At 36.4% G+C, this 13902-nt stretch carries 18 protein-coding genes; 13 read left to right on the forward strand and 5 right to left on the reverse strand.

Features of this window, described 5'->3' with window-relative positions:
* Window positions 1-33 precede the first annotated feature (33 nt).
* From yaaA to ABXZ36_RS14725, 3 genes are all read right to left on the reverse strand, one after another.
* The gene (gene yaaA, locus ABXZ36_RS14715; protein ID WP_354616439.1) at window positions 34-795 is read right to left on the reverse strand and encodes a peroxide stress protein YaaA; all 762 of its coding nucleotides are present in this window, start codon (window positions 793-795) and stop codon (window positions 34-36) included.
* 105 nt (window positions 796-900) lie between these two features.
* Window positions 901-1932: an RluA family pseudouridine synthase gene (locus tag ABXZ36_RS14720; RefSeq protein ID WP_354616440.1), complete on the reverse strand. Its 1032-nt coding sequence runs from the start codon at window positions 1930-1932 to the stop codon at window positions 901-903.
* 3 nt (window positions 1933-1935) lie between these two features.
* Complete coding sequence (locus tag ABXZ36_RS14725) at window positions 1936-2523, reverse strand: PASTA domain-containing protein (RefSeq protein WP_354616441.1); 588 nt, start codon at window positions 2521-2523, stop codon at window positions 1936-1938.
* Between the two features lie 145 nt (window positions 2524-2668).
* Between ABXZ36_RS14725 and ABXZ36_RS14730 the strand changes: the two genes are divergently transcribed.
* The 8 genes from ABXZ36_RS14730 to ABXZ36_RS14765 all read left to right on the forward strand — a co-directional run bounded on the left by ABXZ36_RS14730 (window position 2669) and on the right by ABXZ36_RS14765 (window position 8380).
* Complete coding sequence (locus tag ABXZ36_RS14730; RefSeq protein WP_354616442.1) at window positions 2669-3649, forward strand: D-alanine--D-alanine ligase; 981 nt, start codon at window positions 2669-2671, stop codon at window positions 3647-3649.
* 30 nt (window positions 3650-3679) lie between these two features.
* Window positions 3680-4138 carry a pantetheine-phosphate adenylyltransferase gene (gene coaD, locus ABXZ36_RS14735; RefSeq protein ID WP_354616443.1) on the forward strand — a complete coding sequence of 153 codons (459 nt, stop codon included), beginning with the start codon at window positions 3680-3682 and terminating at the stop codon, window positions 4136-4138.
* 495 nt (window positions 4139-4633) lie between these two features.
* A complete protein-coding gene (locus tag ABXZ36_RS14740) occupies window positions 4634-5137 on the forward strand; it encodes a hypothetical protein (RefSeq protein WP_354616444.1) in 504 nt (167 codons plus the stop codon).
* 40 nt (window positions 5138-5177) lie between these two features.
* Window positions 5178-5585 (forward strand): PAS domain-containing protein, encoded by a 408-nt coding sequence (locus ABXZ36_RS14745; protein WP_354616445.1) that lies wholly within the window; start codon window positions 5178-5180, stop codon window positions 5583-5585.
* Window positions 5586-5620: 35 nt separating this feature from the next.
* Complete coding sequence (locus ABXZ36_RS14750) at window positions 5621-6001, forward strand: ATP-binding protein (protein WP_354616446.1); 381 nt, start codon at window positions 5621-5623, stop codon at window positions 5999-6001.
* A gap of 10 nt (window positions 6002-6011) precedes the next feature.
* Window positions 6012-6164 (forward strand): ATP-binding protein, encoded by a 153-nt coding sequence (locus ABXZ36_RS14755; RefSeq protein WP_354616447.1) that lies wholly within the window; start codon window positions 6012-6014, stop codon window positions 6162-6164.
* Window positions 6165-6236: 72 nt separating this feature from the next.
* Window positions 6237-6551, forward strand: a complete 315-nt coding sequence (locus ABXZ36_RS14760; protein ID WP_354616448.1) for a response regulator — start codon at window positions 6237-6239, stop codon at window positions 6549-6551.
* 71 nt (window positions 6552-6622) lie between these two features.
* A complete protein-coding gene (locus ABXZ36_RS14765) occupies window positions 6623-8380 on the forward strand; it encodes a M14 family metallopeptidase (RefSeq protein WP_354616449.1) in 1758 nt (585 codons plus the stop codon).
* A gap of 3 nt (window positions 8381-8383) precedes the next feature.
* On the opposite strand, the gene ABXZ36_RS14770 is transcribed toward ABXZ36_RS14765, so the two are convergent.
* On the reverse strand, window positions 8384-8971 hold the full coding sequence (locus tag ABXZ36_RS14770) for an NUDIX hydrolase (RefSeq protein ID WP_354616450.1): 588 nt from the start codon (window positions 8969-8971) through the stop codon (window positions 8384-8386).
* A 7-nt stretch (window positions 8972-8978) separates the two neighbouring features.
* On the opposite strand from ABXZ36_RS14770, the gene pyrE reads away from it, so the two are divergent.
* Together pyrE and ABXZ36_RS14780 are read left to right on the forward strand one after the other, a co-directional pair.
* Complete coding sequence (pyrE, locus tag ABXZ36_RS14775) at window positions 8979-9620, forward strand: orotate phosphoribosyltransferase (RefSeq protein ID WP_354616451.1); 642 nt, start codon at window positions 8979-8981, stop codon at window positions 9618-9620.
* A gap of 6 nt (window positions 9621-9626) precedes the next feature.
* Window positions 9627-10019, forward strand: coding sequence for an SRPBCC family protein (locus ABXZ36_RS14780; RefSeq protein WP_354616452.1), 393 nt, complete (start codon window positions 9627-9629; stop codon window positions 10017-10019).
* On the opposite strand, the gene ABXZ36_RS14785 is transcribed toward ABXZ36_RS14780, so the two are convergent.
* Window positions 10016-10756: a biotin--[acetyl-CoA-carboxylase] ligase gene (locus ABXZ36_RS14785; protein WP_354616453.1), complete on the reverse strand. Its 741-nt coding sequence runs from the start codon at window positions 10754-10756 to the stop codon at window positions 10016-10018. The two genes, ABXZ36_RS14780 and ABXZ36_RS14785, sit on opposite strands and share 4 nt — an antisense overlap.
* Window positions 10757-10848: 92 nt before the next feature.
* Here ABXZ36_RS14785 and rsfS point away from each other — a divergent pair, with 92 nt between their 5' ends.
* From rsfS to ABXZ36_RS14800, 3 genes are all read left to right on the forward strand, one after another.
* A complete protein-coding gene (gene rsfS, locus ABXZ36_RS14790) occupies window positions 10849-11226 on the forward strand; it encodes a ribosome silencing factor (RefSeq protein ID WP_062052930.1) in 378 nt (125 codons plus the stop codon).
* Window positions 11227-11235: 9 nt separating this feature from the next.
* Complete coding sequence (gene ftsH, locus ABXZ36_RS14795; RefSeq protein WP_354616454.1) at window positions 11236-13218, forward strand: ATP-dependent zinc metalloprotease FtsH; 1983 nt, start codon at window positions 11236-11238, stop codon at window positions 13216-13218.
* A gap of 71 nt (window positions 13219-13289) precedes the next feature.
* Window positions 13290-13901 (forward strand): LUD domain-containing protein, encoded by a 612-nt coding sequence (locus ABXZ36_RS14800; protein ID WP_354616455.1) that lies wholly within the window; start codon window positions 13290-13292, stop codon window positions 13899-13901.
* Window position 13902: the final 1 nt, after the last annotated feature.

Genomic DNA, 13902 nt, shown 5'->3' on the forward strand with positions numbered 1-13902 from the left:
TATCAAATAATAAACGTTTTTTGGCAGGATATATTATCGCACAAAAACAGGTTCTTGCACATTTTCGGTGAACTGCTCGCTATAGGCATATCCATCTACATTAAAGGCCTTAATATCATCTAATGTCTCTGCATTGGTATCCAAAATAAATCGCACCATGGAGCCCCTTGCTTTTTTTGCAAAAAAACTGATAACCTTAAGTTTATCATTTTTCCAATCCTTAAAAACTGGAGTAATTACCGGCACTTTAAGGGCCTTTTTATCTACGGCACTGAAATACTCATTACTAGCCAAATTCACAAACAACTCATCATTCTCCAATTCGTCGTTTAATTGATCCGTAAGTTGCTTTTTCCAAAATTCGTAGAGATTTTTTTTTCTCCCAACCTTTAACTGGGTCCCCATTTCCAATCGATAGGGCTGCATTAAGTCTAGGGGTTTTAGAATACCATACTGCCCTGATAATATCCTCAATTTATCTTGTAAGTTCTCTAATTTTTGTTCTGTAATTGTATAGGCGTCTATACCTTGGTATACGTCCCCACTAAAAGCAAAAATAGCAGGTCTAGCATTTTCCTTTGTAAATGGCACTTTAAAATTTTGGTTTCTTTCCCAATTCAACGCTGCCAAATTATCTGAAATATCCATCAGTTTTGACAATGCTTTGGGATTTTTTTTTGCCAATATCGCATTAAGTGTCTTGGCTTCCTTTAAAAAGATAGGCTGCGTAAATTTATCTGTGGGCAATTCACTTTCAAAGTCGAGCGATTTTGCCGGCGATACTACAATTTTCATTCCTTACTAAAATTTAAATTTCTAAACATCAGGTGAATTCTATGCCTTACAACTAAGAAAACACCTTATTCTAAAAGGACTTTTCAATGGTTCTATCGAAGAAATTTATTCTTCTTGACTGTGTTTGGCGTATTGTCGCCATTTGGTAATACATGTCGCCATATCCTCAGGAACTTCTGAATCAAATCGCATAAATTCGTCCGAAACAGGATGGACAAAGCCAAGTGTCTTCGCATGTAGGGCCTGCCTTGGCAATATCTTAAAGGCATTATCCACAAATTGCTTGTATTTGGTAAAGGTGGTTCCCTTTAAAATTTTCTCGCCCCCGTAACGCTCATCATTAAATAATGTATGCCCTATGTACTTAAGATGCACTCTGATCTGATGGGTCCTACCTGTTTCTAATTTACATGAGATTACTGTTACATAGCCTAAACGTTCTAGCACCCTATAATGGGTAACAGCCTCCTTACCTTGATCTCCTTCCGGAAAAACATCCATTTGTAGTCGGTTTTTAGGATTCCTGCCAATATGACCTTCAATGGTACCGCTTTCATTTTCTACATTTCCCCATACTATTGCTATATATTCCCTTTCCGAGGTTTTATCATGGAATTGTTTGGCTAAATGTGTCATGGCAGCTTCTGTTTTGGCTACTACCAAAAGTCCAGAAGTATCCTTGTCTATTCTGTGAACCAGCCCAGGCCTTTCATCACTGTTTAAGGGTAAGGATTCAATGTGATGCAATAACGCATTAATCAAGGTACCAGAATAATTGCCATGGCCAGGATGCACTACCATACCCGGAGATTTATTTACCACCAACAGCACATCATCCTCATAAACTATATTTAAGGGAATATCCTCTGGCGTTAACAAAAATTCATAAGGAGGGTGTTCAAACATGACACGTACCTCATCCCCTGCCTTTACTTTATAGTTGGATTTCACGATGGAATTATTCACCCAAATATTACCTTCCTTGGCTGCTTGTTGAATTTTATTCCTGGTGGCATTTTCAATAAAGTTCATTAAAAACTTATCTACCCTGAGTGGCTCTTGTCCCTTTCCGGCAACAAATTTATAATGTTCAAATAACTCCTCATCATTTAATTCAGGCCCATTTACCTCTTCCATATGTTATTCTTCTAATTCATCTTTTATGACCACCCTATCCGAAATTTCTCCCCTTCCACAAACAAGTTCTATTTTGGAAGTCTTAGGCAATTGATCCCCAGGCTTTATATACTTGCCTTTAAACCTTATCTCATACACCATATCCTTGCCCATTTCTTCAATATACGTAATACGCTGCACGTCCAGACCCACTGCCCTTAGTTTCGAGGTAGCATTCCGGATGGAATTTTGAATAATATCCGGTACTGTGACCTTATCGTAGCCAGATGGGTTAATGGTGATATAAATTTTCCTATTAGATTTAACTTTATTTCCTGCTGGAGGATCCTGTTCAATGACAGAAAATCTAGGGTATTTTGGATTATAATTTGCAGAATCTAATACTTCATACCTTAGGTTGTTTTGCGCAATAACATTCCGCATTTCAGAAACTGATAGTTTTGAAAGATCAGGTACTATAACAAAATCGCCGTGATTGGTTGAACTTTTAAGCCATTGCATAATTACAAAAACCAACACTAACGATAGCACTATTCCTAATACCAGCTGTTTAAAAAAATTCTTACTCCCCAAAAAACGGAAAAAATTCATTTTTAACTCATTTAATAATCCCAGCAAATATATGAAACACAAAGCTTTTTTCTTTACTTTAAAAAAATGATATTTGTTTAGGCTGTTTACGTATTTACATCCTTGAGAAATAAACCAGCGACAACATACAACGTATTAGATTCAGATGAAAAAGAACATTGCCATTATCATGGGTGGATATTCCAGTGAATATAAAATATCTCTTAAAAGTGGAGGGGTAGTACTTAAATATTTGGACAAGGAAAAATTTAATGCCTATGCTATCCATATTTCTAAAGACAAATGGGTTTACATAGATGATAAACAAAATGAATATCACATAAATAGGAATGACTTTTCCTTGGATACAGCCAATGGAAAAATAGTCTTCGATTGTATCTTTAACGCCATTCATGGCACCCCTGGGGAAGATGGTTTAATGCAGGGCTATTTTAACTTGATAAACATCCCACAAACTTCCTGTGATTATTACCAAGCGGCTTTGACTTTCAATAAAAGGGATCTTTTAAGTGTCCTTAAACCTTATGGTATCTTTTCGGCAACATCTTATTATTTAAATTTAGGAGATTTAATTAATGAAGAAGAGATCGTTAAAAAAGTAGGCCTACCATGTTTTGTTAAGGCAAATAAAGCAGGCAGTAGCTTCGGTATTTCCAAAGTCTACCGCAAAGAAGACCTGTTCGAGGCAATTTCGAAGGCCTATAAGGAGGATGATGAAATTATCATTGAAAGCTTTTTGGATGGTACAGAAGTTTCTGTAGGGGTTATCACTTTTAATGGAAAGACTAAGGTATTGCCCATAACGGAAATTGTTACAGAGAATGATTTTTTTGATTACGAGGCCAAATATGAAGGAAAGTCTAAAGAAATAACCCCTGCAAGAATATCTAAAGGGCAAGAAAAATCGGTATCGGAAGCAGCCAAACGCGCCTACGAAGTCCTTAAAATGAAAGGGTTTTCTAGAAGTGAATTTATTTTTGTGGGTGACCAACCCTTTATGTTAGAGATGAATACAACACCTGGCCTTACCGAAGAGAGCATATTACCCCAGCAGGCAAGAGCCGCAGGGATAACATTGCCGCAACTTTTTGAAAGCGCCATCATGGAAGCCTTAAAAGAAAAATAAGTAACTTTAAACAACATAAAAATAACTACAATGAGACGTGCCATTTTTCCAGGTTCTTTTGACCCACTGACCCTAGGCCATTTTGATATCATCCATAGAGGGATTACCCTTTTTGATGAACTCATAATAGCCATAGGAATCAATGCCGATAAAAAATACATGTTTACATTGGAAGAAAGGACCCGCTTTATAAAAGAGGCCTTTAAAGACCAGCCAAAAATTAAGGTAATGACTTACAAGGGTTTAACAGTGGACTTCTGCAGAAAAATAGATGCCAGTTTTATTTTAAGGGGTTTAAGGAATCCAGGAGATTTTGAATTTGAAAAGGCCATTGCACACACAAATCGTAAACTATCCGAAATTGAAACCGTTTTTCTACTTACCTCTTCCGGAAAATCTTATATCAGTTCTTCCATCGTTAGGGACGTTATAAGGAATGGTGGCGATTATACCGGTTTGGTACCAGACAGTGTTCGTGTCAAAAAATAAAAATTCAGTTTACAAATTCAAATCCATACAAATAAGACTTACCAATATAACTCTTAACTAAGGCGTTCTGACGTTTATAAAACATAGTATTAGATATAAAACTTATTCGGTTTCACTTGTTCCTTTTTGATTTAGAATGTACTAATTTCCTACATTTCGCCGATTTTTAAGAACACTTCACCCTTAAATAAGGGGTCTACATCACTAGTTTGCTGCTATTCACAACAAGCTATTAATCAATACATTAAATGTCTTTATATTAGTAAGAAATTTCCTATAATGTCACATAAAACCCAAGTACAAACCATTGATTACCTAATAAAGTAATTACCAGCAGCAACGGCTTTTGTGAACACTAAGTTTGAGTTAGTTCATGCTTCGGACAAATGGGTATCCTCTTTCGATTTTAACTCTTCAACCGTATACGGAAAAACACTTCATAAACTCTTTAAGAGTGTAAATCAGCATTGGTAAAAAATATTGGATGGTTGTCTATTGGAAATTCACAGTGAGGTTCACATAGAAAGACATTTAGATAACGATAAGAATGAGCGTTGGTTCCAGTGGTTCAATAGGACCTGGTATGGTGACAAAGAAAATATCCTCGGTATCATTTTAAGCATCGAAGATGTATCCGAAAGAATACAAAATGAACTGAAATTAGAAAAGCTTGAAGTACTTTTCAAGGAAAAAACTGAAATTGGGAAAATAGGACATTGGGAATACGATGCTGAAAAAAATGAGTTATTTTGGTACAATATTACTAAGGCCATAAACACAGGGAAGTATGTGAACGGAAGAATTCCCTTGTTGACCGCGAAGGGAAATAATATTTGGGTTCTAGCCGCGGGCCAACCTATAATAAAAGATAAGGTGTTTGTTGGTCTTATAGGGACTTTCCAAGACATTATGGATATTGTAAGAGCTGAAGCCAAAATCATAGAAAATGAAAGACTGCTTCGGACAGTTTTAGACAATTTGCCCTTAAATGCTTATTAAAGGACCTGGAATCAAGAAAAGTTCTCGTCAACAAAGCCGAATGCGTATATATGGGCGTGAAAAGCGAAAAAATTTATTGGGGAAGAGCGATTTTGACTTATACGATGAAAAAATAGCGCAAATCTCAAGGGACGAAGATCTGCAGGTGCTCCACTCCATGAAATCTATTTTGGATAAAGAAACGGTAAGTATTACCAAAGAGGAGAAGGTAACCCATTTTCTTACCTCTAAAATCCCCCTTAAAGGAATAGACGGCAAAAAAAATTCTTTGGTTGGGATTAGTATGGACATCTCCCTGATTAAGCAAAAAGAGAAAGAACTTAGGGATTTGGTCATTGTAGCCTACTTACAAAACAAAAAACTAATCAATTTTGCGCATATTGTATCTCACAATCTAAGATCACATACTGCTAATTTTTCTATGTTATTAGATTTCCTAATAACATAGAAAAAGATGAAGAAGAAAAAATAAAAATAGTTAATATGCTTACCAATGCATCGGACAACTTATTGGAAACCTTGGATGATTTAAACGAGGTGGTCGCAATTAACACCAATATTAACCTTGGGAAGCACCCTATCCATTTAAACTCAAAAATTGAGGGAGCACAGCAAAATCTTTTAGCATTTCTAAAAAACAACAATGCCTCCATTATTAATCATATCCCAGAAGACGTATATATCAAAGCCATCCCAGCCTATTTGGAAAGCATATTGATGAATTTTATGACAAATGCTGTCAAGTACAAAGATCCAAATAGGGATCCTATAATAACATTGACTGCAAAAAGAAGTCAGGATTATATGATCTTGAGTATTGCCGATAATGGCTTGGGAATAGACCTAAAAAAAATACGGCAGTAAATTATTTGGCATGTATAAAACCTTCCACAACAATATAGATGCTAGGGGAATTGGTCTCTACATCACCAAGAACCAAGTCGAGGCCATGAACGGAAAAATTATTACTACTAGTGAAGTTGGAAAAGGCACTACATTTAACATATATTTCAATGAAAAAGATTAATTCTGTTTGCATTATAGACGACGATGAAATTATGGTATATCGTATCAAAAAAATGCTTGGATCGGTAGTTGATTGCGAAAACATATTCACTTTTGGCAATGGATTACTGGCTTTGGAAGGCATTCGGGAAATGATAAAGACAAAGAAATTCCCAGTATCATATTTTTAGATATCAATATGCCAATTATGGATGGTTGGCAGTTTTTAGAGGAATTCATAGCACTGAAACTGGATAAAAAAGTATTTATCAATATAGTCACTTCCTCATTAGATCCTTGTGACAAACAAAAGTCAGAAACCTTCAAATCAAGGACACATCACACCATTGAGTATAAGACCAAGCATATTAGGAGAAATGAAATTGAAGAAATAACAAATGCCGCTTAGCCTATAAACTTTAAATTTGCTTAATTTTGAAAAGACATTACAAAAAATGTCCAGTCAATAATTACAAATAAATGAGATATTTTTTAGTCTTTTCTATAGTGTTCCTGCTACTTTCCTGCGAAAAAAAAATAGAAGATAAAATAGCTGAATATCCCACTCCATTTGAAAGATCGAATGGTAACCAGACAGCCACATATTCAGAGGTCATTGAATTCTATATCCAATTAGCAAAGGAATTTCCTGCCATAAATATACAGACCATTGGTGATACCGATAGTGGCGAACCACTGCATGTTGTAACCTATAATTTTGACGGAGAATTCAATTTTTCCAAAATTGGCAAGGATAAAACAATCATCTTAATCAACAACGGTATTCACCCTGGGGAAAGTGATGGGATAGATGCTACCATGACGCTGTTCAGGGATTTGGCTGTAGAAAAAATGACGCCTCCAAAAAACACCGTCATTACCACTATACCCATTTATAACATTGATGGAGCCCTAAATAGGAATTCTACCACCCGCGCTAATCAAAACGGTCCTGAATCCTATGGTTTTAGAGGCAATGCCCAAAATTATGATCTCAATAGGGATTTCATCAAATCGGACACAAAAAATGCAAAAACTTTTGCCGATATTTTTCATTTGGTAAAACCTGATATTTTTATCGACAACCATGTTAGCAATGGTGCAGATTACCAATACACCCTAACGCACCTTTTTACGCAGCACAACAAACTTGGCGGAGATCTTGGTACATACCTTGAACAAGAATTAAGACCTAGGTTGGAACAATCCTTAGCGGCCGATAATTGGGATATTACCCCTTATGTAAATGTATTTAATGAAGTGCCGGAAAAAGGCTTTTCGCAATTTATGGACTCTCCCAGATATTCTACTGGCTATACTACTTTATGGAACACCTTAGGGATGATGGTGGAAACCCACATGCTTAAACCCTACAAAAAAAGAGTGGAAGGAACCTATCAATTAATGGTCAAAATGATAGAAATAACCGATACGGACACAAAGAAAATAAAGGAACTAAGAGAATTGGCCTTTTCCAAACAATTGGAAATGGACTACTATCCATTGCAATGGGAAGTGGACAGCACAAGAGTATCTACCCTAGATTTTAAAGGTTTTGAAGCTGACACCCTAACTAGTGAAGTAACGGGCCTTCCTCGCTTAAAGTACGATAGAAATAGACCTTTTACAAAATCAGTGGCCTACAAGAACAATTATAAACCCTCTTTAATGGTTGAAGTTCCCAAGGCTTATATCATCAAAAAGGGATGGAAAAAAATAGTAGACCTCTTAGTTAAGAACCAAATTAATTACCAAACACTGCAAAAGGACACCACCTTTTTAGTTGAATCCTATAAAATTGCAACCTACAATACCTATGAACGGCCTTATGAAGGTCACTATCCACACTATGGGACTACAGTTACTAAAAAATCTGACTCCATCAGATTTTCACAAGGAGATTTCTTAGTGCCAACCAACCAGCCTGGTATGAGATATCTCCTAGAAACCTTAGAGCCAGAAGCACCCGATTCATTTTTCAATTGGAACTTCTTTGATACCGTTCTGAGTAGAAAAGAAGGATTTTCTCCGTACGTTTTTGAAGATGTAGCACTTAAAATATTGCAGGAAAACGAATCTTTGAACCAGGAATTTCAGCTCAAAAAAGAAATGGAAGCGGATTTTGCCAAAAATTGGTATGCGCAGTTAGATTGGCTTTATACACATTCTCTATATTATGAATCTGCCCATATGCAATATCCAATTTATCGCATTCTTAAAGACAGTGGCTTGAGATAAAAATTAATCCTCAAAGAGAATTTTGATATTTGTATAGGAATTCTGGAGGGCCTTTTTTATTTTTTTAGGGCCCTTCCATTTCACTTTCACTATTCCTTCATCAGCTTGGCCAACCAATGGTCCTCTATATGCAGTTCGCATAGCGTACCAATGTACTTCCTTTAGTTTATATGTACCATTCCTTTTAAAAACATGATAGGTAGTCCTGAGGAAATTCTCTATTTTCAATCCTCGGACCCCTGTTTCCTCTTCTACCTCCCTTATTGCTGCATCTGGGAGGGTCTCTCCCTTATCTACCTTTCCTTTGGGTAAGTCCCATTTGTCGTTCCTGTAAATAAAAAGCACTTTTCCCTCCTTATTTGTCACTACACCGCCTGCTGCCACCACTAACGGTATCTTTTTGGTGAACTTTTTAAGTATTTCTTCGTGATTGGGATGATAGATATAAGCCTCGCTAATTTTATTCTTTGCCAGCGCATCAATAGCCTCATTAACAGATTTCCCATTCAACAAAAAATATTTGCTGTTGTCTGTTTCAGAGAGTTTATTTGTTAAAATAAGAGCAGACTCATTAACAAAAACTTTATACATTTGCGTTATGGTTTTAAATAAAGACACCGCAAAAAAAACAGCAGAGCTTTTGTTGCAAATTAATGCAATAAAGTTGACACCTGAAAATCCTTTTACATGGGCCTCAGGTTGGAAATCTCCAATCTACTGCGACAATAGAATAATCCTATCCTATCCTACTATAAGAAATTATGTAAGAGAGGAGATGGCCAAGCAAGTAGAAAATTTATATGGCAAGCCCGATGTGATTGCTGGTGTAGCTACTGGGGCCATTGGTATAGGGATGCTGGTTGCCGAATCTTTAGGCCTACCTTTTGTCTACGTGAGGCCAGAGCCAAAATCTCACGGGAGACAAAACCAAATTGAGGGATTTTTGGAAGCTAATCAGAATGTTGTGGTCATCGAAGATCTTATAAGTACTGGAAAAAGTAGTTTAAATGCAGTAGACGCACTTAAGGAAAGCGGCGCCAATATAAAGGGAATGATCGCCATTTTTACCTATGGCTTTTCTGTGGCAAAGGACAATTTTGAGGAAAAAGGGGTAGAACTCCACACCTTGAGCGATTATGACCATCTAATAAAACAGGCGTCAGATACCAATTATATTAAAGAAGCACAATTGAACACCCTTATTGCATGGAAAAACAATCCTGCAGAATGGAAAAAATAACATACTATGCATATTGAAACTCCAAAAAAAACAATTACCAAAAGCGCTAAAGAAGTCTATAATTTTTTGCTAGATATCAAAAATTTCGAAAAGTTAATGCCGGAAAACATTAGCAAATTTGAGGTATTAGGAGAGGATAAGTTTTTATTTGCCTTAAAGGGAATGCCAGAAATAGTTTTAAAACTAAAACACAAAAATCCGCATGATAAGGTAATCTTGGGTGCTGCAAGCGATAAACTACCGTTTACGCTCACTGCGGATATTGTATCCCTAAGTGAAAATGAAAGTGACGTTACCTTAAGTTTCGAAGGCGAGTTTAATGCGATGATGGCCATGATGATAAAAAATCCCATCACGAATTTTATGGGAACCTTATCTGATAACCTGCATAAAATCTAATACAATAATTTAATTTCTTTTAGGCCAAATTCCTTTTTTACATCGTCTTCTAGAGTAACGATTATCTTACCTTCTGCAGAAACGTCGGTGATGAATCCCATAAATAATTCGTCATTCTCGTTTCTAAAAGTAGAAGGTTTGTCTTTTCTAAAAAGTACACTTTTATAATTTTCAAGGATTGTATTTACTATTGACGGATCTTTTGCATTTAGCACCGCAAATGTCTCCTGCATCGATTTCAAAATGGAGCTTAAAAGTTCATCCAAGTCCATATTTTTACCTAAAATCAATTTAATGGACGAAACATTGGGAAGATTATTGAAGTGCATCTGGTTAACATTTAGACCAATCCCAATTACGGAAGACTGTATTTTATCACCTGAAAGGATATTTTCGATCAGAATACCGGCAATCTTATGGTGACCTGACAGAATGTCGTTTGGCCATTTAACACTGAGATCAGGTATTTGAAGCTTCTTCAAATGCTTATATAGGGCCATAGAAACCATAACGTTAATCATAAATTGCTGGGAGACCATGAAGTCATCAAACCTCTTCAACACGCTAAAGGTAAGGTTTTTGCCAGGCTCAGACTCCCATACAGTGCCCATCTGACCCCTTCCCTTAGATTGCTCATTTGCCACAACGACCGTAAAATCGTTCAGCGCAACCTCTGCAAATAGCTCCTTCAAGTATACATTTGTAGATTCCGTGGCATTAAGTTTGATTATATACATAGTACAGTAGTTGTTTCTTGCACAATCTTATGTTAAAAACAATAGCTAAAAAAACAAAAAAACAATAACTTTGTAAAATATAAAATTTTTGAATGCAGAATAGTAAAGTTAGTCAAGATGAATTAATCACTTCAATTTTATTCGGAATAGAAGAAGTTAAAGGAAACCATATAAATATCCTAGATCTCAGAGAAATTGAGAACACTGTTTGTGATTACTTTATTATCTGTGATGGTACTTCCAATACGCATGTAAATGCAATCGTAAATTCAATCCAAAAAACTGTTAGTAAGGGCTTAAAAGATAAGCCTTGGCATGTTGAAGGCTCTGACAACTCGGAATGGGTTTTAATGGACTACGTAAATGTTGTAGTGCATGTTTTCCAGACACAAACGAGGGAATACTATGACATAGAAGGTCTATGGGGCGATGCTAAGGTAACCGCTATTGAAAGTAGTTTTAATAAGTAAAAAAAAATAATGGCTAAAGAAAATAATACAAGTCCCAAAAAACCAAAATTCAGTTCTTGGTGGATTTACGGTTTAATTGCTATGTTGCTTATTGGTTTTCAATTTTTTGGAAGCGGCAATTTCAATAGTACAAAAAAAACTACTTCATCTGAACTCCAAGAATACTTAAGAAATGGTGATATTTCCAAAATTTTGATTATCACTAATACGCGTCAGGCTAAAGTGTTCCTCACCGAGGAAGCTTTAAATAAGGACGTTCATAAGGATGTGGCCGAAAAGGCTTTTGCACTTACCCAGGGAGTAACCCCACAGTACATATTGGATTATGGGGATTTACAGAACTTTGAGAACGAGATAAAAAATATTAAAAAAGAGAACAATCTAGATACCATTGTCGACTACGACACGGAGTCCAACGTTCTTGGCGATTTACTGTTGACCTTATTGCCTTTCGTTCTGATTATTGGTATATGGATCTATTTGATGAGAAGAATGTCTGGTGGAGCCGGTGGAGGTGCTGGTGGTCAAATTTTCAACATTGGCAAATCCAAGGCTAAACTTTTTGACGAAAAAACAGATACAAGAACATCCTTTAAAGATGTCGCAGGTCTTGAAGGGGCAAAAGAAGAAGTAGAAGAAATAGTGGAGTTCCTAAGAAACCCAGACAAATACACTTCTTTAGGTGGTAAAATTCCAAAAGGTGCTCTTTTGGTAGGGCCTCCTGGAACTGGTAAAACCTTATTGGCAAAAGCTGTTGCAGGTGAAGCGAAAGTTCCTTTCTTTTCATTGTCAGGTTCAGATTTTGTTGAAATGTTTGTAGGGGTTGGTGCTTCAAGAGTAAGAGATCTTTTCAAGCAGGCAAAGGACAAATCACCCGCCATTATTTTTATTGATGAGATAGATGCCATTGGTAGGGCTAGAGGTAAAAATAATTTTACTGGGTCCAATGATGAAAGAGAAAACACGTTGAACCAATTATTAACAGAAATGGATGGTTTTGGGACCAATACCAATGTTATCGTTTTGGCAGCCACTAACCGTGCCGACGTTTTGGACAAAGCACTTATGAGGGCAGGTAGGTTTGATAGACAAATTTATGTTGATCTTCCAGACCTTAATGAGAGAAAAGAAATTTTTGAAGTCCACCTTAGACCCATCAAAACTGCAGAAACTTTGGATCTTGATTTTCTTGCGAGACAAACACCAGGTTTCTCAGGCGCGGATATAGCTAATGTTTGTAATGAGGCCGCACTTATTGCAGCACGTAAAGAGAAAAAGGCAGTAACAAAACAAGATTTCTTGGACGCTGTAGATAGGATCGTTGGAGGTCTTGAAAAGAAAAATAAAATTATTACTCCTGGAGAAAAGAGAACCATAGCCTATCATGAAGCTGGTCATGCCACCGTAAGTTGGATGCTGGAACATGCAGCTCCCTTGGTAAAGGTTACTATAGTACCTAGAGGACAGTCTTTAGGAGCAGCATGGTATTTGCCAGAAGAACGACTTATAGTCAGGCCAGACCAAATGAAGGACGAAATGTGTGCCACTTTAGGCGGAAGAGCCGCGGAAAGGGTCATGTTCGACAAGATATCAACAGGTGCCTTAAGTGACCTTGAAAAGGTTACCAAACAAGCTAGGGCAATGGTGACTATTTACGGACTTAATGAAAAAATTGGGAACATTACTTTCTATGATTCCTCTGGACAGAACGAGTTTGGTTTTTCAAAACCTTATAGCGAAGAAACTGCACAGACCATTGATAGAGAAATTTCCAAATTAATAGAGGAACAATACAAGAGGGCAGTTGAACTATTAGAAAAAAATAAAGATAAACTTACCGAATTGGCAGAACGCCTTTTGGAAAAAGAAGTAATCTTCAAAGACGATTTGGAAAAAATCTTTGGCAAAAGACCATTTGACAAGGAGTTTGATGAAAAAGGGCAAGAAAAAATCAAAAAGGAAGATTTACCAAAAGAAGAACTAGAATCTTAGAAACAAAAGACGTGTTATTACACGTCTTTTGCTTTACTTTATGCCATAAATTGAAGATCGTATAAACAATCATGGGTCTATTTGATAAACTATTTGGGGGAGGAAAGAAGAAGGTTTCAAAAGAAACTACTGAAACCAGAGGGTTACATATGCCTGACCTCAACATTCCTGTAGACGAAAAATTTACGATTCACTTCAAAAAGAACGGCGGTAAATTTTTATACTGTGATTCCTTTTCAGAAATAACAGAGACTCTGGACAATATTATCGTTGAAAATCAATGGCAAGACAGCGCCTTCCTTTCCATAGATGACAGATTGAAAGATAGATTTTCCAAGCAAGGTCTTATATTTACAGAAAGTCCAAGTAAAAGCAACGTATTTTTCACCACCTGTGAGCAGTTAATAGCCCAAAATGGTTCTATCTTAGTCTGCTCTAACCAATTAAAAGAGTACAAACTGCACGATTTACCAGAAAACCTTATTGTTTTTGCCACGACCAGTCAACTCGTAGATTCTATCGGTGAAGGTCTAAAAAATATAAAGAAAAAATATAAAAACAGCATTCCGGCCAATATTACGACCATAAAACATTTTCAGTCCAATATAGAGGACAAAGATGATTTCCTCTCTTACGGAAGTAGTTCAAAAAATCTATATCTTTTACTTCTGGAAGACCTTTAAC

The organism is Sediminicola arcticus (assembly GCF_040566695.1).
Classification (GTDB): Bacteria; Bacteroidota; Bacteroidia; order Flavobacteriales; family Flavobacteriaceae; genus Sediminicola; species Sediminicola arcticus.

What these genes read in the sequence shown, in the direction of transcription:
- coaD (WP_354616443.1), top strand. Translation starts at nt 3,680, where the DNA reads ATGAGACGTGCCATTTTTCCAGGTTCTTTTGACCCACTGACCCTAGGC.
- ABXZ36_RS14725 (WP_354616441.1), bottom strand. Translation starts at nt 2,523, where the DNA reads ATGAATTTTTTCCGTTTTTTGGGGAGTAAGAATTTTTTTAAACAGCTG.
- ABXZ36_RS14720 (WP_354616440.1), bottom strand. Translation starts at nt 1,932, where the DNA reads ATGGAAGAGGTAAATGGGCCTGAATTAAATGATGAGGAGTTATTTGAA.
- ftsH (WP_354616454.1), top strand. Translation starts at nt 11,236, where the DNA reads ATGGCTAAAGAAAATAATACAAGTCCCAAAAAACCAAAATTCAGTTCT.
- ABXZ36_RS14750 (WP_354616446.1), top strand. Translation starts at nt 5,621, where the DNA reads ATGCTTACCAATGCATCGGACAACTTATTGGAAACCTTGGATGATTTA.
- rsfS (WP_062052930.1), top strand. Translation starts at nt 10,849, where the DNA reads ATGCAGAATAGTAAAGTTAGTCAAGATGAATTAATCACTTCAATTTTA.
- ABXZ36_RS14800 (WP_354616455.1), top strand. Translation starts at nt 13,290, where the DNA reads ATGGGTCTATTTGATAAACTATTTGGGGGAGGAAAGAAGAAGGTTTCA.
- ABXZ36_RS14755 (WP_354616447.1), top strand. Translation starts at nt 6,012, where the DNA reads ATGTATAAAACCTTCCACAACAATATAGATGCTAGGGGAATTGGTCTC.
- ABXZ36_RS14765 (WP_354616449.1), top strand. Translation starts at nt 6,623, where the DNA reads ATGAGATATTTTTTAGTCTTTTCTATAGTGTTCCTGCTACTTTCCTGC.
- ABXZ36_RS14745 (WP_354616445.1), top strand. Translation starts at nt 5,178, where the DNA reads ATGCGTATATATGGGCGTGAAAAGCGAAAAAATTTATTGGGGAAGAGC.
- ABXZ36_RS14730 (WP_354616442.1), top strand. Translation starts at nt 2,669, where the DNA reads ATGAAAAAGAACATTGCCATTATCATGGGTGGATATTCCAGTGAATAT.
- pyrE (WP_354616451.1), top strand. Translation starts at nt 8,979, where the DNA reads ATGGTTTTAAATAAAGACACCGCAAAAAAAACAGCAGAGCTTTTGTTG.
- ABXZ36_RS14785 (WP_354616453.1), bottom strand. Translation starts at nt 10,756, where the DNA reads ATGTATATAATCAAACTTAATGCCACGGAATCTACAAATGTATACTTG.
- yaaA (WP_354616439.1), bottom strand. Translation starts at nt 795, where the DNA reads ATGAAAATTGTAGTATCGCCGGCAAAATCGCTCGACTTTGAAAGTGAA.
- ABXZ36_RS14770 (WP_354616450.1), bottom strand. Translation starts at nt 8,971, where the DNA reads ATGTATAAAGTTTTTGTTAATGAGTCTGCTCTTATTTTAACAAATAAA.
- ABXZ36_RS14780 (WP_354616452.1), top strand. Translation starts at nt 9,627, where the DNA reads ATGCATATTGAAACTCCAAAAAAAACAATTACCAAAAGCGCTAAAGAA.